The sequence below is a fragment of the Flavobacterium silvisoli genome (genome assembly GCF_004329815.1).
Lineage (GTDB): Bacteria > Bacteroidota > Bacteroidia > Flavobacteriales > Flavobacteriaceae > Flavobacterium > Flavobacterium silvisoli.
Genome location: NZ_SJPE01000002.1, coordinates 33025 through 54349, shown reverse-complemented (window position 1 = coordinate 54349; position 21325 = coordinate 33025). Strand labels below are relative to the sequence as shown.

The window sequence follows — 21325 nt, the reverse complement described above, 5'->3', positions numbered from 1 at the left end:
ATACAATTCCCGTCTTAGCCCTGACAGCAACGTAAATCCTTTTTTTGGATTGCCCTGTAGCATGAGCGGAAGGGAAATGCAAAAAAAGATTGCAGTGTATGGCAGGAAAATGGACTGCAAAGTAACAAAAACTTTTCGCTTCTAAAAATGGAAAGGAATAAAAAAAGAGCCGTCAAAAAATAATTTTCGACAGCTCCTGATTTGAATTAACAGATTGAATTATGCGTTTTGAGCTTTAAACTCTTTTAGTTTTTGCGTCAATTTCGGTACGATTTCAAAAGCATCGCCCACGATACCGTAATCGGCAACTTTGAAAAACGGCGCTTCGGGGTCTGAGTTGATGACTACTTTTACTTTTGAAGAGTTGATTCCGGCAATGTGTTGGATTGCGCCCGAAATTCCGATGGCTATGTATAAATTGGTGGCTACCGGTTTTCCGGTTTGTCCAACGTGCTCGCTGTGAGGTCTCCAGCCTAAATCGGATACCGGTTTTGAACAGGCGGTTGCTGCTCCTAAAACAGAAGCTAATTCTTCGAGCATTCCCCAGTTTTCAGGGCCTTTTAAACCGCGTCCTCCGGATACTACAATATCTGCATCAGCAATGGTTACTTTTCCGGTGGTTTTTTCAACTGAGGCTACTTTTACGTTGAAGTCAGCATCGTTTAGGCTTGGTGCGAAATCTTCTTCCGCGGCGGCGGCAGTACTTTCTACTAACCCGTATGAGTTTTTAGCCAAGCTCAATACTTTAACATCGGTACTGATTTCGGTAATGTTGAATGCTTTGTTAGAAAAGGCATTTCTTTTGACCTGAAAAGGTGTTGTGCTTACCGGCAACCCCACTACATTAGAAGCAAATCCTGCCTCTAAACCAACGGCAACCAAAGGAGCCATGTATAAGCTGTCTGTAGTTGAAGACAATAAGATTACTTTTGCTCCTTCTTTTTGAGCGGCTTGTTTTACCACATCGGCATAGGCTTTTGCGTTGAAATTGGCCAATTTGTCGTTGGTTACTTTTAACACTTTGTCTACTCCATATTTGGATAAATCGGAAACATTACCGGCGTTAACAGTTACTGCGGTAACGGTTGTTCCTAATGATTCAGCTACTTTCTTGGCATAAGAAGCTAATTCGAAAGCTACTTTTTTAAATTTGCCGTCTGCTGATTCTGCGTATATTAATAGTGACATAATAATTTTAGATTTTAGATTAACGATTTTTGATTGTTGAAGTGATTAAGGATTACAATCTGTAATCTTAAATCAACATTCTTCATTCTTAAATCACTTTAGCTTCGTTGTGTAGGGCGTTTACCAATCCGTCCAAATCGTCGGCAGCAAATAGTTTTACCGCTGATTTTGGTGCCGGTTTTTCAAATTTTACCGCTTTGGTGTTTACATTGGCAGCAACCGGTTCTAGTACTGTTAATACTTTGGTTCTGGCTGTCATGATTCCGCGCATGTTTGGTATGCGAAGGTCTTTTTCTTCTACCAATCCTTTTTGTCCGCCTATTACCAATGGTAAAGAGGCTGAAATAGTTTCTTTTCCGCCGTCAATTTCACGGGCAGCTTTAGCTGATGTTCCATCGATAGTTAATTCGGTACAAGAATTTACGAAGTTGTAATCCAGTAAACCGGCTAACATACCCGGAACCATTCCTCCGTTGTAATCCAATGATTCTTTTCCACAGATTACCAAATCATAACCTCCTGCTTTTGCTACTTCTGCTAATTGTTTGGCTACAAAAAAACCGTCAGTGGGAGTAGCGTTAACGCGAATAGCTTCATTAGCACCGATGGCTAATGCTTTTCTGAGGGTAGCTTCAGTGTCAGGGCCTCCTACATTCACAACCGTTACATTGGCGCCTTGTTGTTCTTGGAACCAAATAGCTCTGGTTAGCCCGAATTCGTCATTTGGATTAATTACATATTGTACCCCATTGGGATCAAATTCAGAATCACCGTTAACGAAGTTGATTTTTGAAGTAGTATCAGGCACGTGACTGATGCAAACTAATATTTTCATTATTGTATCTATTAAGTGAATTTAAGAGCGTAAAAGTATAAAATATATTTCTATTTTTTATATGCGCGCATAACAAATTTTTAAATTTCAATCGATTTCGTGACAAATAAAAAATGAGGCTTATTTTATTGTAAATGAATGCCGGTTTAAAACGCCATTATTTAAGATGAATAAATGTTTTTTAATCGTTTTTAATTTTTATTTTTGCCATTCGAAATTTACAGAAAGTAACATAATCATACTATGAGAACGATACAATTTAGAGAAGCAGTAGCCGAAGCGATGAGCGAAGAAATGCGTCGCGACGAGTCAGTATACTTGATGGGAGAAGAGGTGGCGGAATACAACGGAGCTTACAAGGCTTCTAAAGGAATGTTGGATGAATTTGGACCTAAAAGAGTAATCGATACTCCTATTGCAGAGCTTGGTTTTGCCGGAATTGCAGTTGGTTCAGCCATGAACGGATGCCGACCGATTGTAGAATACATGACGTTTAACTTCTCTTTGGTAGGTATAGATCAAATCATTAATAATGCGGCTAAAATGCGCCAAATGTCGGGCGGACAATTCCCGATGCCAATGGTGTTCCGCGGTCCTACTGCTTCTGCCGGACAGTTGGGAGCCACCCATTCACAAGCCTTTGAAAACTGGTTTGCCAACACCCCCGGATTGAAAGTGGTTGTGCCATCAACACCATATGACGCTAAAGGGTTATTGAAATCAGCCATACGCGATAACGATCCGGTGATTTTCATGGAGTCAGAGCAAATGTATGGGGATAAAGGCGAAATTCCGGATGAAGAGTACACTATTCCTTTAGGTGTAGCCGACATCAAAAGGGAAGGTACGGATGTAACCATTGTTTCTTTTGGAAAAATCATCAAAGAAGCTTACATCGCAGCTGATGAACTAGCCAAAGAAGGAATTTCATGTGAAATCATCGATTTGAGAACAGTACGTCCGATGGATTACGATTGCATTATCAATTCGGTTAAAAAAACCAATCGTTTGGTAGTATTAGAAGAGGCTTGGCCGTTTGCCAGTGTAGCTTCTGAAATTACATATATGGTTCAGGAAAGAGCGTTCGATTATTTAGATGCGCCCATCCAAAGAATTACTACGGCTGATACACCGGCACCTTATTCGCCAACCTTGCTGAAAGAATGGTTGCCTAACGCTAACGATGTTATAAAAGCTGTAAAAAAAGTAGCTTATAAATAGATTTCAAGATGTTCGGATTTTCAGATGTTAAAATTTAACACCTAAAAATTCTAATTTGTCTGACATTCTAAAAAAATCCTATATTTGAAACTTCATCAGAGCCAATTTGATGAAGTTTTTTTGTTTATGAAAAAGATACTTTTTAGTCTGTTTTTAATCGTATTTACCCATACGGTTTCGGCGCAAACCAAAGTCAGCGGTGTAGTTTTGGATAATTCAAAACAACCGGTTCCATATGCCAATATCGTTTTTAAAGGATCCAAAACTGGAGTGGTTTCAAATGAAGATGGCCGCTTTTATATAGAGTCCCCCGACAATTATACGGCAATCATCGTCTCTTTTGTCGGTTTCCCGGATAAGGAAGTAAAGTTGCCTAAATTGGTTAACTATGATTTTAAAGTCATTTTAACCGAAGGGAATTCGCTTAAGGAAGTAAAAATTTATGCCGGAAAAACGTCTAAAAAAAACAATCCTGCCCTTGATATTTTGCGAAAAATTTGGGAACGCCGCCGCAAGAACGGTCTCAAAATGTTCAAGCAGTACCAGTATGACAAATACGAAAAGGTTGAGTTTGATATGAATACTATTGACAGCGCATTTATGAAAAGCAAGATTTTCAAAGGCATGGAATTCGTTTTCAAAAATGTCGATACTTCCAAAGTTACCGGAAAAACATACCTGCCTATCTTCATCAACGAATCTCTTTCGGAAGTTTACGGTGATAATGAAAATAAACGCACCAAAGAAATATTGAAGGCCAATAAAAACTCCGGGTTGGGGAATGGTGACGGGGTAAACATGTTCATCAAAGATTTGTACAGCGATTTTGATATTTATGATAACTATCTGAATTTCTTTGACAAGAGCTTTACCAGTCCGTTGTCGCGCACCGGAATCGATGTTTACAATTACGTTTTGGCCGATACCGCTGTCATTGATAATAAATTGTGCTACAATATTGTGTTCTATCCGCGACGCAAAAACGAGTTGACTTTTAAAGGAGATTTTTGGGTGAATGACACTACGTTTGCCATAAAAAAAATCAACATGGCGGTAACCAAAAGCGCTAACATCAACTGGGTAAAAGATATTTATATTGAACAGGAATATGATGTGCTGAACGATTCGGTCTTTTTACCCACCCGCGATTACATGATGTCGGATTTCGCTTTGCGCAAAAAAGAAGAATCCAAAGGGGTGTATGGGAAGCGTACTACTATGTATCAAAATTTCAAATTCAACGAAAAGAAACCGGATAAGTTTTATAAGGAAGAAGTCAATTACATAGACAATGCGGTCTATAATCGTGATAATGCTTATTGGAGTGAAAACCGTTTTGAAAAACTCAACAAAGATGAGGAGAAAATCTACAAAATGATTGACACGCTCAAAACTGTTCCGAAATTCAAACACCTGTATAGCTTGGTTTCTATTTTGGGTAGTGGGTATATCGAAATTCCGAAATGGCATTTGGATTACGGCCCTATTTTTTCTACCATTGGCTACAATGAGGTAGAAGGAGTGCGACTCAGAGCCGGTGCCCGTACTTATTTTGGTCCCAATGATTTGTGGCGTTTACAAGGGTATACCGCCTATGGTTTTGATGATAACAAATTCAAATACGGAGCTTCCGCAAAATGGATGTTAGACAAGAAAAACCGCATCATCATTTCCGGTGGTAATCGACGCGATGTAGAACAGATTGGAGCCAGCCTCACTACGACCAATGATGTTTTGGGAAGAAGTTATGCTTCATCAGGATTGTTTACTACGGGTTCCAACGGAAAGCTGACGAATATCAATCTGAGTACCTTGGGTATTGAGATTGAACCGGTTAAAAACCTGACTTTTGAATTGGATTTTTCCTATCGAACGTTAGAGTCGGCTTCCAACACCTTCAAACTTGATTATTTTACCGACGATACATTCACAACTGCAAAAAAGGATGTCAAACAAGCCGAGTTGTCTTTTCAGATTGAGTTTACACCAAAGAAAAAAACCATCGGTTACGGTGTGGAACGACGCAACATAGATAGTCCTTTCAGTCGCGTATTTATCAATTACAGTCAAGGATTCAAAGGCTTTATTAATAGTGATTTTGATTACCAAAAAATTCAATTGTACTACAAACAGCCTATTATTATTGGCGCTTTGGGACGTTCTAATTTCACCATGGAGTTAGGAAAAACATTCGGAACCATTCCGTTAGGATTGATGAGTGTAGTGCCGGGGAATCAAACGTATTTTATTATCGACAATACGTTCAGCAACCTGAATTTCTACGAATTTGTGACCGATACCTATGCCACGTTTCAATGGCAGCACAATTTCCAAGGAAAGATTTTTGCCCGAATCCCGGGATTGCGCAAACTGAACCTGCGCGAGATTGTTGGTGTAAAAGGTGTATACGGAACCATTTCAGATGCCAACCGAGCCATCAACGCTTCGGGTCTGATTTATCAAGCTCCCGAAAAACCGTATTGGGAGTACAATGCCGGAATTGGGAACATCTTTAAAGTATTCCGTTTGGATTTTGCCTGGAGAGGGAATTATCGCAATTTACCCGATACGAACAACTTTACGGTAAAAGGTTCTTTCGGATTCTATTTTTAATCGTGCAAAAAGCCCTTGAATTTTTAGCGGAAAAAGACGAAACCCTACGGTTTATTATAGACAATTTTGGCCATCCCCATATTCAAAAGCGCGAGGAGGGTTTTGCGGCTTTGTGTCACATCATTTTAGAGCAACAGGTTTCCGTTGCTTCGGCCAAAGCATGTTATGTCAAACTACAAAATTATTTCGGAGAAATAAATCCAACCCATATTTACAGGGCATCCGATGAAACACTTCGCGGTTTTGGGGTGTCGCGACAAAAAATAATCTACCTGAAACATTTAGCCGAAAAAGTATTGAACGGCGAATTGGTTTTTGAAAGTTTTGCCAACAAATCTGAAGCTGAAATTCGGGAAGAACTTTTAAAGCTGAAAGGCGTCGGGCATTGGACGGTAGAAGTTTACCTCATGTTTTGCCTGCAAGCCCTCGATATCATTCCGTTGGGAGACATTGCTATTCGGAATACCATCAAAGAATTGTACGATATTCATACCGAAGCAGAAATGATTCTATTGACTGAAGATTGGAAACCCTACAGAACGTTAGCCTCCTACATATTATGGCATTATTATCTTAAAAAAAGAAATAAAATTTAAGAAACTATAGGAAATTAGCAGATTTATTTTTATAAACCTTAACGAGACGTATAAGTTCTTAAAATTTTGTTATTTTTGCCCACGATAAAAATTTATAACGAAAATTATATTTATGGAATCAATGATGATTTACGTGCCAATAGTAATGGCAATTATTGGATTGCTGTTTATGGCGGTCAAAAGAGCTTGGGTTTTGAAACAAGATGCCGGTGATGGTAAGATGAAAGAGATTTCAGATTACATCTATGAAGGTGCCTTGGCTTTCCTTAAAGCAGAATACCGATTGCTGGCTGTTTTTGTGCTTATTGCAAGTGCAGTATTAGCGGGTATTACTTTTTTACCGGGCGTTAAAACGCATATGTTAATTGTTATTGCGTTTATTTTCGGAGCTTTCTTCTCAGCTTTAGCTGGGAACATGGGGATGAAAATCGCAACCAAAACTAACGTGAGAACCACACAAGCGGCTCGTAGCAGTTTGCCACAAGCGTTAAAAGTTTCTTTTGGCGGTGGAACGGTAATGGGTCTCGGTGTTGCCGGACTTGCAGTTTTGGGATTGACAACATTCTTTATATTATTCTTCCACATCTTTATGGGTGGAGTATGGACAGACACTGAAGGGATGACCGTTGTTTTAGAAACATTAGCCGGTTTCTCCTTAGGTGCTGAATCTATCGCTTTGTTCGCCCGCGTAGGTGGTGGTATTTATACTAAAGCGGCTGACGTAGGAGCTGACTTAGTAGGTAAAGTTGAAGCTGGAATTCCGGAGGATGATCCTCGTAACCCTGCAACTATTGCTGATAACGTAGGAGATAACGTAGGAGACGTGGCCGGTATGGGTGCCGACTTATTTGGTTCTTATGTCGCAACCGTATTGGCAGCTATGGTATTGGGTAACTATGTGATCAAAGATATGGGCGGAAAAATCGAAGATGCTTTCGGTGGAATTGGTCCAATCTTATTGCCAATGGCTATTGCCGGTTTCGGAATCTTATTTTCAATCATCGGAACCATGTTGGTAAAAATAACCAGCGATGATGCTAAAGAAGCACAAGTACAAAAAGCATTAAACATCGGGAACTGGGTTTCTATTGTTTTAACTGCAATTTCTTGTTATTTCTTAGTAGATATGATGTTGCCAAAAACGATGAACATGGATTTTTTCGGAGAAGGAGCTAAAGCCATATCTTCAATGAGAGTTTTCTATGCTACTATTATCGGATTAATTGTGGGTGGAGCTATTTCATCCGTAACAGAATATTACACAGGATTAGGTACAAAACCAGTGTTGGCTATTGTACAAAAATCTTCAACAGGAGCAGGAACCAACGTAATTGCAGGTTTAGCCACAGGTATGATTTCAACATTCCCAACAGTTTTATTGTTTGGTGGTGCTATTTGGGCTTCTTATGCTTTTGCAGGATTCTATGGTGTAGCATTGGCCGCTTCTGCTATGATGGCTACTACGGCTATGCAGTTAGCTATTGATGCTTTCGGACCAATCTCTGATAACGCAGGAGGTATTGCTGAAATGAGCGAATTGCCAAAAGAAGTTCGTACAAGAACGGATATTTTGGATTCAGTAGGTAACACTACGGCTGCTACAGGAAAAGGTTTCGCCATTGCTTCTGCGGCTTTAACTTCATTAGCTTTATTTGCCGCTTATGTAACTTTTACAGGAATTGATGGTATCAACATCTTCAAAGCTCCGGTATTAGCAATGTTATTCATAGGAGGGATGATTCCGGTAGTGTTCTCGGCTTTGGCTATGAACTCGGTAGGTAAAGCAGCTATGGATATGGTATATGAAGTACGCCGTCAGTTCAAAGAAATTCCGGGCATCATGGAAGGTAAGAACAAACCTGAATATGGCAAGTGTGTGGAAATTTCTACTAAAGCGGCTTTGCGCGAAATGATGTTGCCTGGAATCCTTACAATTGGTTTCCCAATAGCTATTGTATTATTAGGTAAATTTGTATACGGTGATAACAACCAATTAATAGCTGAAATGTTAGGTGGTTACATGGCCGGAGTTACGGTATCAGGTGTGCTTTGGGCAGTGTTCCAAAACAATGCCGGTGGTGCTTGGGATAATGCAAAAAAATCATTCGAAGCTGGTGTTGAAATCAACGGCGAAATGACTTATAAAGGTTCGGATGCGCACAAAGCCGCGGTAACCGGAGATACTGTAGGAGATCCATTTAAAGATACTTCAGGTCCGTCAATGAATATCTTAATCAAATTGACTTGTTTGATTGGGTTGGTAATTGCTCCAATTTTAGGAAGCGGAGTGGCACCGGAAGGCAAAAAAATGGAATGTACTATGGATATGAAAATGGAATGCAAAGGGGATATGATGGGCAAATGCGATATGAGCAAATGTGCTACCATGACCAAAGAAGAGTGCGCTAAAATGTGCGATTCTTTAAAATGTACTCCTGAGCAAAAAGAAATGTGTTTATCTCATTATGATGCAGATGGAAAATTCATTGCAGATAAAAAAGAGGACTGCTGTGCTAAAAAAGGAATGAAGATGGATGTACCAATGGGTAAAAACGTAAGAGTTGAAATTACCAATACTAATGGTAAATCAAAAGCAACAGTTACCACTACCGTAAACGGAACTTCTGCCACCGAAACCTTTGAAGGTACAGAGGCTGAAGTTAAGGCCAAAGTTGATGCTTTGAAATAATACAGAGTTAATCTTTCAAATAGAAAATGCCCTGCTATTGCGGGGCATTTTTGTTTTAGATTTCCAATAGATGTTTTTTTTAATACTTTTTTTATTACATTTGATAGATATAAGTCATTTGTAATCAAGCTATTTATTAACTAAACAACCAAAAATCAATGAAAATTAAATCTATTTTAATCGCATTTTTTGCCGTAATCTTCCTCACTATAAGTTGTAGTAAGGATGACAGTTCGGGCACATCAGTACAACCAACCGGAACCATCACCGGAAAATTAATGGTAAAAAACGGGACGAAACCGGTAGGTGGGGCCTTAGTTTTTGTCTTTGATGACAACAACAAAATATACCGTACCATCACCCAGGCCAATGGCGATTTTTCATTACAGGCACCGGTAGGTCAAAGAAAATTATACATGCAAACCGGAGACGGAGCCAATTTCAGAACGTCATTGCAGGTAACAGTTGTAAAAGACCAAACATTGACTATTGACGCATCCTTGTCAAGATTAGATCAGGTTGCCAATATGGCTTATGTAGCCGGTTCTTATGATGAAATACAAGACATAGTTACTGGGCTAGGGTATACAATAACTCAAATCAGTAATGCCGATCTTGCGGATTATAGCAAAGTGTCTCAGTACGATATTATCTTTTTAAACTGTGGGGCTAAACAGGGCTATACAAATCCTGTAATGGATACTAATTTGGCCAATTTTGTGACCAATGGCGGTAGCTTATATGCTTCTGATTGGGCTGTTGCCTATTTAACCGGTGGTGGTTCAAATTCGTCTTCTTGCGGATTAGCTGGCGGATTTATTCCAGATGATAAATTATGTTCTAAAAATACAGGTTCCAGCATGACCATCATGGGGGCTCAGGTTGCTGATACTAACTTAGCCTCTGCCCTTGGTTTTTCTTCACTTGATATTCAATATGATTTAGGTTCATGGCAAAGAATATTTAGTTATGAGCCGACTTATTGGGATGTATTGGTAAGTGATCCTGCTACCAACCAACCTTTGATGATAAAGACCAATATGTTTAACTCAGGAACTGTTTCAAGTCCGGTAGGAGGTGATGATAACGACGGTTGGGTTACTATCTGTCATACTGATGAATCTGGTAATCCGGTGACAATTACCATCGAAGAATCAGCTTGGGCGGCTCATGAAGCTCACGGCGATTCTATCGGGGCCTGTTCAAGTACAAATAACAGCGGAACGATATACTACACTACATTTCATAACCATGCCAGTGGAAACATTGGTAATTCGGGTTTGATTTTGGAATATGTGATATTGAATTTATAATAATCATTCAAAATAGAATACAAAAAAGCCTCAACATTGTTGAGGCTTTTTTGTATTTGTATCTTTTAAAACAGTCCGTTTAGTTCAGCATCAATTCGGTTAATTACCATTCCTAAGTCTTCCGGATTATTGACAAAATCAACATTGTCTACATCAATAATTAGTAATTTTCCTTTGTCATAAGTGGTTATCCAAGCTTCATAACGTTCGTTCAATCGACTTAAATAATCAATAGAAATAGTGTTCTCATAATCGCGTCCGCGTTTATGAATTTGAGATACTAAATTAGGGATAGAACTTCTCAAATAAATCAACAAATCGGGTGAACCTACCAAACCTTCCATCAGTTCAAACAATGAAGTGTAATTCTGAAAATCGCGATTGGTCATCAATCCCATAGCATGCAAGTTAGGGGCAAAGATGTGAGCGTCTTCATAAATCGTTCTGTCCTGAATGATGTTTTTTCCGCTTTCGCGAATTTGAAGCACTTGGCGGAAACGCGAGTTCAGGAAGTAGATTTGTAAATTAAAACTCCAACGCTCCATTTGGTGGTAAAAATCATCCAGATACGGATTGTCAACAACATCTTCAAAATGAGGTTCCCATTTGAAATGTTTGGCTAAAAATCTGGTCAAAGTTGTCTTTCCTGCTCCGATGTTTCCGGCTACCGCTATGTGCATTATGGTAATTTTAATTTAAAATTCTTAATCTGTTGGTTGGTAAAAATAGCTAAAATTTGGTCTTTGTAGTAAAAATTCTGAAACGATTTCTCAACAATTTCTATTTCGTAAATGACTTTTGATTTGTTGTTCAGGCAATACAGAACATTGTCAGATGAAAACAACAACTTGTCGTAATCTATGATTTGTAGTTTTTCCCAAGGCGGAATGTTGGCCAACAAAGTCACTTTTCCGTAAATGTCAATTGCAAACCAATTGTTGTTCTCGTCAATCCAATAAAAATTATTAAAATCAGATTGGGTGAATTTGATGTTTTCCTGTATTGGGTTTCCAACGTTGGACGAAGTGTTATTCAAATAATTGAACAGCATGATTTGTTGGGTCAAAGCATTGTAAATCCAAAATTTATTTTGCGAAGCCATGCCTATTTTAGAAGCAAAAATGCTGCTGTCTATGTCAAAAAGATTCAGTCTCTGAATTTCATTCAATTGATTGTCAAGTGTAATGATGGTATTGAAATCTTCATAAAAAACAACAATCTTTAAAGGATTGATAAAATCCACTGAGGTAATTTTGCCTAACGACACATTTTTGTATTCCCATTTTTGTTTGTCGTCCTGTTTGATAAATACATTATCTTTAATATAATAATTATTGCCTAATCCATCAAAACCTACATAGGTTTTGTTTTCCATTAGTTCTGAATTCAATGAAGTGGTTTTCAGTTTGGGTTTTTGACTAAAACCGATGGAGAAAGTTAGCAGTAAAAGAAAGGAAATAACACTTTTCATCATAGGGCTAATTTACGGCAATCCAAATTAATTTCAATGAGTCTAAATTACTATTTTAACAAAATATTGGTAACAGATTTCGCAACCTTTCGTCATATTTGCTCTATCAAAAACACTTAACAATGAAAAGTATCATCCTCACTTTCACACTACTTCTGGTTTATCTGACTTCAAATGCTCAAAAAGATTTTCAGGGCATGGCCGTTTATGAATCGAAAACCAGCACGGCCGATTTTAAATCCCGATTTGAAGGCAATAAAGAAATCACCCCCGAAATGCAGAAAATGATTGAAGAACGCATGAAAAAAATGTTTGAAAAAACATTTATTCTCAATTTCGACAAGTCGGCTTCCATTTATAAAGAAGAAGAAAAACTCGATGCTCCCGGCCAACAGGGTGGTTTCCGAATGATGAGTTCGATGATGGGCGGTGGCGGCACCTACTATAAAAATGTAAAAGACAAAAGTTACACGGTAGATAAAGAGTTTATGGGAAAAGAGTTTTTGGTGAAAGATTCGCTGCCGAAACTCAACTGGAAGATGGAATCGGAAACCCGCGTCATCGGTGGGTACAACTGTTTCAAAGCTACAGCGGTACGCCCGGTAAGCCAGTCCGATTTTAGAAATTTCCGTCCCAAAAAGGAAGCCGATAAAAAGGACGACACCGCTAAAACAGAAGATAAAGACAAAGAGAAAAAAACCAATTTCATGGACGACTTCGAGTTGCCCAAAGAAATCACCATTACGGCTTGGTACACTCCCGAAATTCCGGTCAGTCAAGGCCCTGAGAGTTATTGGGGATTGCCGGGGCTGATTTTGGAAGTCAATGATGGCAAAACCGTGATACTGTGTTCCAAAGTGGTGTTGAATGCTAAAGACAAGGTTGATATCAAAGCACCGACCAACGGCAAAGTGGTTTCGCAAAAAGAGTACGACGAAACGGTCATCAAAAAAATGGAGGAGATGCGTCAGATGTATGACGGGCAAGGAGGTAATAGAATGCAAATGAGATTCGGACATTAATTCAGGCTTTAGACTTTTCTCATGAAAAAAATTACGGCACTATTACTCCTCGTCAGCACTTTTTCTTTGGCCCAAAACATTCGCTTTGAAGGCGTCATTCAGGACAGCAACAAAAACCCGCTCGAAATGGCCAACATCATGGCCATGAACCAAGGTACCAAAGCCATGGATGCGTATGCGATTACCAACGACAAAGGAAAATTTGTGTTGAATTTGAAAGCCAACACCACCTACAACATCAAGCTGAGTTATCTCGGCATGAAGAATAAAGAAATTACCCTCACGACCCAATCGGATAACATCAACCAAAACATCACCATGGAAAGTGGCGGTATCGAATTGGAAGGCGTAGAAATTGTCCGAGAAATGCCGGTTTCCATCAAAGGCGATACAATTGTATACAATGCCGATTCGTTCAAAAGCGGAACCGAAAGAAAACTGGAAGATGTCTTGAAAAAACTCCCGGGTGTCGAAGTTAACGCCGATGGCGAAGTTGAAGTCGAAGGCAAAAAAGTTTCCAAACTCATGGTCGAAGGCAAAGACTTTTTTGACGGTGACACCAAGCTCGGCGTGAAAAATATTCCGGCTGATGCGATTGATAAAGTACAAGTATTGCGCAATTACAATGAAAATTCCATCCTCAAAGGCGTTGAAAACAATCAGGACAACGTGGCGATGAACATCAAACTCAAAGAAGGCAAAAAGAACTTCTGGTTTGGCGATGTGACTGCTGCCGGCGGTTTTCGTCCCGAAAGAAAATTTGACCGCTACAATGTCAATCCGAAACTGTTTTATTACAGCCCGAAATACAGTCTTAATGTCATCACTAACGTGAATAACATAGGCGAATTGCCGCTGACCATTCAGGATTATTTCAAAATGACCGGCGGTTTCCGAAACATGATGGCCAAAGGCGGTTCGAGTTTCAATATCTCCAGCAACGATTTGGGCATTTCGCTTTTGCGAAACAACCGCGCCAGTGAAATCGACACCAACTTCGGCGCGACCAATTTTTCGTATAATCCAACCAAGTCCTGGGGTTTGAGCGGTTTTGCGATCTTGTCGTCTTCCAAAACCGATTTGGAAACCAAAACGCGAACTAACTATTTAAATGAAAATTCCACCGAAGTAGCTTCCACAGAAAACCGTACCGAAGTAGCCCACCAAAAGAGCAACTTAGGCTTGTTCAAGCTGAGTTCAAGTTACAAACCCAATACTAATTTTCAATTCGATTACGACATTTTAGCCAAATTTTCAAAACAGGACGAAGACAATTCGCTGTTGCGCGAAACCATTGATGAAAACAATGCTTCAAATTCAGAAAATGTGTTTACCAACAAAAAACAAGATCCGGTTTCGGTTAATCAGAACCTGAGTTTTTACTATACCGCTTCAGAAAAGAATGTCTTTGCTCTGGAAATACAGCATTTGTATCAGGACGAAAATCCGTTTTACAACGCCAATCTTGGGTCTGATCCGTTTGTCTCTCCTATGGGCAATGCTTTGGGATACGACGATTCCCAAAACCGAACCGATTTGAGCCAAACCCGTTTTGTAAAAACCAACAAGCTCGACACCAAGTTGGATTATTACTACATGCTGACACCCAAAAGCAACATCAACCTTACACTGGGAAATACGTTTTCGCACCAAAATTTCAATTCGTCCATATACCAAATTCTGGACAACGGCACCCGCAATGATTTGAACAGTCCGCAAAATACCAACGAAGTTAATTACCGTTTCAATGACGCATTTTTGGGATTGCATTATAAAATCCTGAGCGGGAAATTTACTTTCACCCCTGGGGTGAGTTTACACACGTATGCCCTGAACAACGAACAGTCGGGAACCAATTACACGCAAAACTTCACGAGAGTGTTGCCCGATTTTTTGGCCATTTACCAAATCAAAAAAGCGGAAAGCCTGACGTATAATTTCTCGTTTACCAACAATTTTACCGACATCAGTCGCTTGGCCGAAGGGTTTGTTCTAAACAATTACAACAGTTTGTCACGCGGTAACCGTACTTTGGAAAACGCGATACAGCAATCGCATTCCTTGCGGTATTTCAAGTACAATATGTTCAATTTTGAAAATATTTCGGCCTTCGCCAGCTATAACCGCACCATGGAGGCTGTCAAAACCCGAGCTTTCTTTACCAATGTGAATCAAATTTCGGCACCGTACAATTCTGATTTTGCCGATGAAACTTTGATGTTCTTTGGCAGTTACGGCCGTTCGTTTTTCAAATATTACAAAGCGTCGTTGAGCGCCAATTTGAACTGGTCCAAATACAACAACATTCAAATCGACCGCAATACCCTGCAAGATGTGTTGACTACCAACGAAAGTTTCAGCCAAACCTATACGATAAAAGCCTCGACCAATTTCAAGAAGCTGCCCAACATCGAGTTGGGCTACAGCTATACGGTAAATGATTACCCGATAGACACATTCTTTACCGATAGACCCACGGTTACGTTGGATTATTTCTTCCTGAAAAGCTTTTCCTTCGTGACCGAGTATGAGTTTTATCATTATTACAACAAAGACAAATCCATAGAAAACGAGTACGATTTCCTGTCGGCCAGCTTGATTTATCAAAAGACTAAAGACAGCAAATGGGAGTACAAAATCTCGGCTACCAATTTGCTGAACACGACTTCCCTTAACGACGACAGTTTTTCACAATTCTCCACACGAACTTCGCAATACCGCGTACAACCGCGTTACGTGATGTTCAGTTTGAAATATAATTTGTAGGAGCTGTTTCCCGCTTTCCGCTGCAATCTCTTCGAGGATTTCCGCTGCAATCGGGGCTAAAATAAAAAACCACGCATTTTGCGTGGTTTTTTATTTATTAGAATCTTTCAGATTACAACCCGAAAGCCGCTTTTACTTTATCTACGTAATCCAATTTTTCCCAAGTAAACAATTCTACTTCAACGGTTTTTGGCGCGCCATTCGGCAATTGGAACGTTTTAGTCACTGTTTCCGACTTACGTCCCATGTGGCCATAAGCAGCGGTTTCGCTGTAAATCGGGTTTCTCAATTTCAAACGCTGCTCAATAAAGTAAGGACGCATGTCAAATACATTTTCAATCACTTTACTGATTTCTCCGTCAGTCATATTTACTTTAGAAGTTCCATAAGTCACTACGTTGATAGAAGTGGGTTTAGCCACTCCAATCGCATACGATACCTGCACCAACACTTCATCACACAATCCGGCAGCTACTAGGTTTTTAGCAATATGACGGGTAGCATACGCCGCAGAACGGTCTACTTTGGATGGGTCTTTCCCCGAAAACGCCCCGCCACCGTGAGCCCCTTTTCCACCATACGTGTCCACGATGATTTTTCTTCCGGTTAATCCGGTATCGCCGTGAGGTCCACCAATAACGAATTTACCCGTTGGGTTGATATGGTACGTAATATCGTCATTGAATAAATGGGCGTATTGTGGGTATTTCGCTTTAATTCTCGGAATCAAAATCGAAATCAAATCGCTTTTAATTTTGGCCAACATTTCTGCTTCAGCGGCAAAATCATCGTGTTGCGTCGAAATCACAATCGCGTCAATTCTAACCGGTTTGTTGTCGTCAGAATATTCTAAAGTAACCTGAGATTTAGCATCGGGGCGCAAGTATTTGATTTCGTTGTTTTCTCTTCTCAGGTTGGCCAACTCAATCAAAATGGCATGCGACAAGTCCAAAGCCAACGGCATGTAGTTTTCGGTTTCATTGGTAGCATACCCAAACATCATTCCCTGGTCGCCGGCGCCTTGCTCTTCTTTGCTGGCACGGTCAACCCCTTGGTTAATGTCGGCCGATTGTTCGTGAATGGCTGATAAAACCCCACAAGAATCGGCTTCAAACATGTACTCGCTTTTGGTATATCCTATTTTGCGGATAACTTCGCGGGCAATTTGTTGTACATCCAAATACGTATTCGATTTTACTTCACCGGCCAAAATTACCTGACCTGTGGTTACCAAAGTTTCACAAGCTACTTTTGATTCCGGGTCAAACGCCAAAAAGTTGTCAATTAACGCGTCAGAAATCTGGTCTGCCACTTTGTCCGGATGTCCTTCACTAACCGACTCCGACGTAAATAAATAAGCCATAACTATAGTTTAATTTAATATTAAAAGTATCGAAGAAAAAGTGAAAATTGCCGGTTAAGCTAAAGGAGGGTTGCTGCTTTAGCATTTTTTAACGAGGTTGCAATCAGTTCAAATTTTTCCTCTTGTTTTCGGTTGCAAATGTATAAAATCAAATTGAATTGCAAATTGTTATTCACTTTTTTTTAAATCATTTGCAAAAACCAATTCTCTGCCGTTACTTTGCCCCGTTCATAATTTTATTGTTCGTTATCACGAAAGCCGGAGGGAATAGACCCTATGAAAGCTTAGCAACCCTACACCCGTAGAAGGTGCTACATTCTATCTCGTCAATGACGGGAAAAGATAACCACGAGATATTCTCACAACTTTCCTGATACCTTACGATTTTATTACACTGAGCTTGCCAAAGTGTGAGCGAATGGCTTGCGCATTTCCGGCAATCCCTGTTCCCGCTTTCTGCGCTACACGGTAGCGCCGCCAATCGGGGCTAGTTTATAAATTGTATTGATTTTTTGTCGGCTCAGATGACCATCAACCGGCAACCAACAACCAAATTGTTATGTCAAAAATTCAAGACGCACTCAAAGAACGAATCCTGGTCCTCGACGGAGCCATGGGAACCATGCTGCAGCGCAATCAATTCAAAGAAGCCGATTTTCGCGGTGAGCGCTTCAAAGATTTTCCGTATCCGTTGCAAGGCAACAACGACCTGCTTTCCATCACCCAGCCCGAGGCCGTAAAAACGGTACACCGCTTGTATTTTCAGGCCGGTGCAGATATCGTAGAAACCAATACCTTCTCAGCCACCACCATCGGTATGGCCGATTACCACTTACAAGATTTGGTCTACGAACTCAATTACCAATCCGCCAAAATCGCCCGTGAAGTAGCCGATGAATTCACCGACCGACCGCGTTTTGTGGCCGGTTCCATAGGACCAACCAACCGTACCGCCTCCATGAGCCCCGATGTTAATGATCCGGGCTTTCGGGCGGTAACGTTTGACGAGTTACGCATGGCCTATAAGCAACAAGTTGAAGCCCTGATTGACGGTGGTTGTGATGTGCTTTTGGTCGAAACCATTTTCGATACGCTCAACGCCAAAGCGGCTTTATTCGCCATCGAAGAAGTCAAAGAAACCCGCAACTTGGATATTCCGGTCATGGTTTCCGGCACCATTACCGATGCCTCAGGCAGAACCCTCTCGGGGCAAACCGTAGAAGCTTTTTTGATTTCTATCCAGCACATTCCGCTGTTATCGGTTGGTTTCAATTGTGCACTTGGTGCCGACCAGTTAAAACCGTATTTAAAAAGATTAGCCCATAACACCACTTTGAATATTTCCGCACATCCCAATGCCGGTTTGCCCAATGCTTTTGGGCAATACGATCAAACCCCACAGGAAATGCAAGCCCTAATCAAAGAGTATTTACAGGATAATTTAGTCAACATCATAGGCGGCTGTTGTGGCACGACTCCGGAACACATCAAAGCGATTGCCGAAGTGGCAAAACAATTCAAACCAAGACAAATTTTAGAAACGATATAATGGCGGAAGCAACAAAATATTTAAAATTATCAGGATTAGAACCGTTAATCGTTACTCCGGAATCTAATTTCATTAACGTTGGAGAACGCACTAACGTAACCGGTTCACGTAAATTTTTGCGTTTGATTAAAGACGAGAAATACGAAGAAGCCCTCGATATAGCCCGCAACCAAGTAGAAGGAGGTGCGCAAATCATCGATGTCAACATGGATGAAGGAATGTTAGACGGCGTACACGCCATGACCAAATTCCTCAACCTGATTGCTGCCGAACCCGATATTGCCCGTGTGCCGGTCATGATTGACAGCTCCAAGTGGGAAATTATCGAGGCCGGATTGAAAGTCATTCAGGGGAAGGGCATCGTGAATTCCATTTCCTTGAAAGAAGGCAAGGAAGCGTTTGTGCATCATGCCAAATTAATCAAGCGCTATGGTGCCGCCGTCATTGTGATGGCCTTTGATGAAAAAGGTCAAGCCGATACTTACGAACGCCGCATCGAAATCTGTAAAAGGAGTTACGATATCCTCGTCAATGAAGTCCACTTTCCGGCGGAAGACATCATTTTTGACCCCAATATTTTTCCGGTAGCTACGGGTATGGAAGAACACAAGTTGAATGCGGTTGATTTTTTCAGGGCCACCAAATGGATACGAGAGAACCTGCCATATGCCGGTGTTTCGGGTGGGGTGAGCAACGTCTCGTTTTCGTTTCGCGGGAATGACAAAGTACGAGAAGCCATGCATTCGGCATTTTTGTACCACGCCATTAAAAACGGGATGACCATGGGAATTGTCAATCCGGAGATGCTCGAGGTTTATGATGAAATCGATCCGGTACTTTTGGAACATGTGGAAGATGTCTTATTAAACCGAAGAGAAGATGCTACCGAGCGCTTGCTCGAATTGGCCGAAAGCTATAAAGGCGAATCGAAGTCGGGGGAAAAAGCGGTACAAGAGTGGCGCAACCATTCCTTGCAGGACCGATTGACCCATTCGTTAGTCAAAGGAATCGACGAGTTTATTGAAACAGATGTAGAGGAAGCCCGCCTTTCGGTAACCAAACCCATTGAAGTCATCGAAAACCATTTGATGAACGGGATGAATGTGGTAGGTGATTTGTTTGGCAGCGGTAAAATGTTTCTGCCGCAAGTTGTCAAATCGGCTCGTGTCATGAAAAAAGCGGTGGCCTATTTATTGCCCTATATAGAAGCTTCGAAAGACGGAAAATCGTCATCAGCCGGAAAAGTATTGATGGCCACGGTAAAAGGCGATGTACACGATATCGGCAAGAACATAGTTTCGGTGGTATTGGCGTGCAACAATTTTGAAATCATCGATTTAGGCGTGATGGTGCCTCCTGAAAAAATCATAGAAACTGCCGTTAAGGAGAATGTTGATATCATTGGACTCAGCGGCTTGATTACGCCTTCGTTGGATGAGATGGTGTATTTGGCCAAAGAAATGGATAAACTCAACCTCAAAATTCCGGTGATGATTGGTGGGGCTACCACTTCTCGGGCGCATACCGCGGTAAAAATCGCCCCGGCTTATAAGGAAACCGTAGTGCATGTCAACGATGCCTCGCGTGCGGTAACCGTAGCCAGCAATTTATTGCAGGCCGAAACGAGAGCGGATTACGCCGACACGGTTCGGGCCGAATACGATAAACTGCGAGAAGGCTATCTGAACAGAAGCAGAGAAAAAAATTACCTTACCATAGAAGAAGCCAGGGCCAATAAACTACAACTGGATTGGAATAATTTTACTCCCGTGAAACCCAATTTCATCGGGACCAAAACCATATCCGTTGAGCTGTCCGAGTTGGTTGATTTTATCGATTGGACGCCGTTCTTCCAATCGTGGGAGTTGTACGGGAAGTATCCGGCCATATTGACCGATGAAGTGGTGGGCGAACAGGCCTCCCATCTATTTGCTGATGCACAAAAAATGCTCCATCAAATTGTTGCTGAAAAATGGTTTACCGCCAAAGGCATCCTCGGGATTTTCCCTGCGAATACCATTAACGATGATGATATCGAGGTTCAACCAACTACCAACCATCAACCACCAACCACTTTCTTAACCCTTCGTCAACAATCTCAAAAAACCGCCGGTGCTCCCAACATGGCTTTAGCCGATTTTATAGCGCCCAAAGAAAGCGGAAAGCAGGATTATGTCGGGTGTTTTTGTGTAACCACCGGTTTTGGTGTCGATGAAAAAGCAGTCGAATTCGAAAAGCAATTGGATGATTACAATTCGATTTTGGTTAAAGCCCTTGGGGATCGGTTGGCCGAAGCGTTTGCCGAATATTTGCATCTGAAAGTCCGAAAAGAAATTTGGGGCTACGCTTCAGAGGAGCGTTTGTCCAATCAGGAATTGATTGATGAAGCCTACAAAGGAATCCGCCCGGCACCCGGGTATCCGGCGTGTCCCGATCATTTGGAGAAACCAACGATTTGGAAATTATTGGATGTGGAAAATAAAATAGGCGTCAAACTCACCGAAAGCATGGCCATGTGGCCGGCAGCATCAGTTTCGGGGTATTATTTTGCGCATCCGCAGAGCAAGTATTTTGGTTTGGGTAAAATCAAAAATGACCAAGTTGAAGCGTATGCCAAACGAAGAAACATAAGTACAACACTGGCCACAAAATGGCTCAGTCCTAATATTGCAGATTGATGATTAACGATTTTAGATTTC

Annotated in this window: 14 protein-coding genes and 1 riboswitch; of the genes, 9 read left to right on the top strand and 5 right to left on the bottom strand. The window is 40.9% G+C overall.

Annotated elements, in window-relative coordinates; all coding sequences use genetic code 11:
* Nucleotides 1-219: 219 nt before the first annotated feature.
* Nucleotides 220-1188, bottom strand: coding sequence for an electron transfer flavoprotein subunit alpha/FixB family protein (locus tag EZL74_RS02555; RefSeq protein WP_131475027.1), 969 nt, complete (start codon nt 1186-1188; stop codon nt 220-222).
* Between the two features lie 88 nt (nt 1189-1276).
* Nucleotides 1277-2023, bottom strand: a complete 747-nt coding sequence (locus EZL74_RS02550; protein WP_131475026.1) for an electron transfer flavoprotein subunit beta/FixA family protein — start codon at nt 2021-2023, stop codon at nt 1277-1279.
* Between the two features lie 243 nt (nt 2024-2266).
* Between EZL74_RS02550 and EZL74_RS02545 the strand changes: the two genes are divergently transcribed.
* The 5 genes from EZL74_RS02545 to EZL74_RS02525 all read left to right on the top strand — a co-directional run bounded on the left by EZL74_RS02545 (nt 2267) and on the right by EZL74_RS02525 (nt 10455).
* Entirely contained in the window at nt 2267-3244 is a 978-nt protein-coding gene (locus EZL74_RS02545; protein ID WP_131475025.1) for a pyruvate dehydrogenase complex E1 component subunit beta, read from the top strand.
* A 126-nt stretch (nt 3245-3370) separates the two neighbouring features.
* Nucleotides 3371-5857, top strand: a complete 2487-nt coding sequence (locus EZL74_RS02540) for a DUF5686 and carboxypeptidase-like regulatory domain-containing protein (protein ID WP_131475024.1) — start codon at nt 3371-3373, stop codon at nt 5855-5857.
* A gap of 2 nt (nt 5858-5859) precedes the next feature.
* Nucleotides 5860-6453 carry a DNA-3-methyladenine glycosylase family protein gene (locus EZL74_RS02535; RefSeq protein ID WP_131475023.1) on the top strand — a complete coding sequence of 198 codons (594 nt, stop codon included), beginning with the start codon at nt 5860-5862 and terminating at the stop codon, nt 6451-6453.
* 112 nt (nt 6454-6565) lie between these two features.
* Nucleotides 6566-9142 carry a sodium-translocating pyrophosphatase gene (locus EZL74_RS02530; protein WP_131475022.1) on the top strand — a complete coding sequence of 859 codons (2577 nt, stop codon included), beginning with the start codon at nt 6566-6568 and terminating at the stop codon, nt 9140-9142.
* A 158-nt stretch (nt 9143-9300) separates the two neighbouring features.
* Nucleotides 9301-10455 (top strand): carboxypeptidase-like regulatory domain-containing protein, encoded by a 1155-nt coding sequence (locus EZL74_RS02525; protein ID WP_131475021.1) that lies wholly within the window; start codon nt 9301-9303, stop codon nt 10453-10455.
* 65 nt (nt 10456-10520) lie between these two features.
* Here the strand turns inward: EZL74_RS02525 and EZL74_RS02520 are convergent, their stop codons facing one another.
* Nucleotides 10521-11135: a deoxynucleoside kinase gene (locus EZL74_RS02520; RefSeq protein ID WP_131475020.1), complete on the bottom strand. Its 615-nt coding sequence runs from the start codon at nt 11133-11135 to the stop codon at nt 10521-10523.
* A complete protein-coding gene (locus EZL74_RS02515; protein WP_131475019.1) occupies nt 11135-11929 on the bottom strand; it encodes a hypothetical protein in 795 nt (264 codons plus the stop codon). The genes EZL74_RS02520 and EZL74_RS02515 overlap by 1 nt, the downstream gene beginning before the upstream one ends.
* 119 nt (nt 11930-12048) lie before the next feature.
* Here EZL74_RS02515 and EZL74_RS02510 point away from each other — a divergent pair, with 119 nt between their 5' ends.
* A complete protein-coding gene (locus EZL74_RS02510; protein WP_131475018.1) occupies nt 12049-12948 on the top strand; it encodes a GLPGLI family protein in 900 nt (299 codons plus the stop codon).
* Nucleotides 12949-12969: 21 nt separating this feature from the next.
* On the top strand, nt 12970-15714 hold the full coding sequence (locus EZL74_RS02505; protein WP_131475017.1) for a carboxypeptidase-like regulatory domain-containing protein: 2745 nt from the start codon (nt 12970-12972) through the stop codon (nt 15712-15714).
* Between the two features lie 112 nt (nt 15715-15826).
* Here EZL74_RS02505 and metK read toward each other — a convergent pair whose 3' ends face one another.
* Nucleotides 15827-17077 carry a methionine adenosyltransferase gene (metK, locus tag EZL74_RS02500; protein ID WP_131475016.1) on the bottom strand — a complete coding sequence of 417 codons (1251 nt, stop codon included), beginning with the start codon at nt 17075-17077 and terminating at the stop codon, nt 15827-15829.
* Nucleotides 17078-17320: 243 nt separating this feature from the next.
* Nucleotides 17321-17426: riboswitch (SAM riboswitch) on the top strand.
* A 210-nt stretch (nt 17427-17636) separates the two neighbouring features.
* Here metK and EZL74_RS02495 point away from each other — a divergent pair.
* Entirely contained in the window at nt 17637-18626 is a 990-nt protein-coding gene (locus tag EZL74_RS02495) for a homocysteine S-methyltransferase family protein (RefSeq protein WP_131475015.1), read from the top strand.
* Nucleotides 18626-21304 (top strand): methionine synthase, encoded by a 2679-nt coding sequence (metH, locus tag EZL74_RS02490; RefSeq protein ID WP_131475014.1) that lies wholly within the window; start codon nt 18626-18628, stop codon nt 21302-21304. Before EZL74_RS02495 ends, metH begins: the two co-directional genes overlap by 1 nt.
* The last annotated feature ends 21 nt before the right edge of the window (nt 21305-21325 follow it).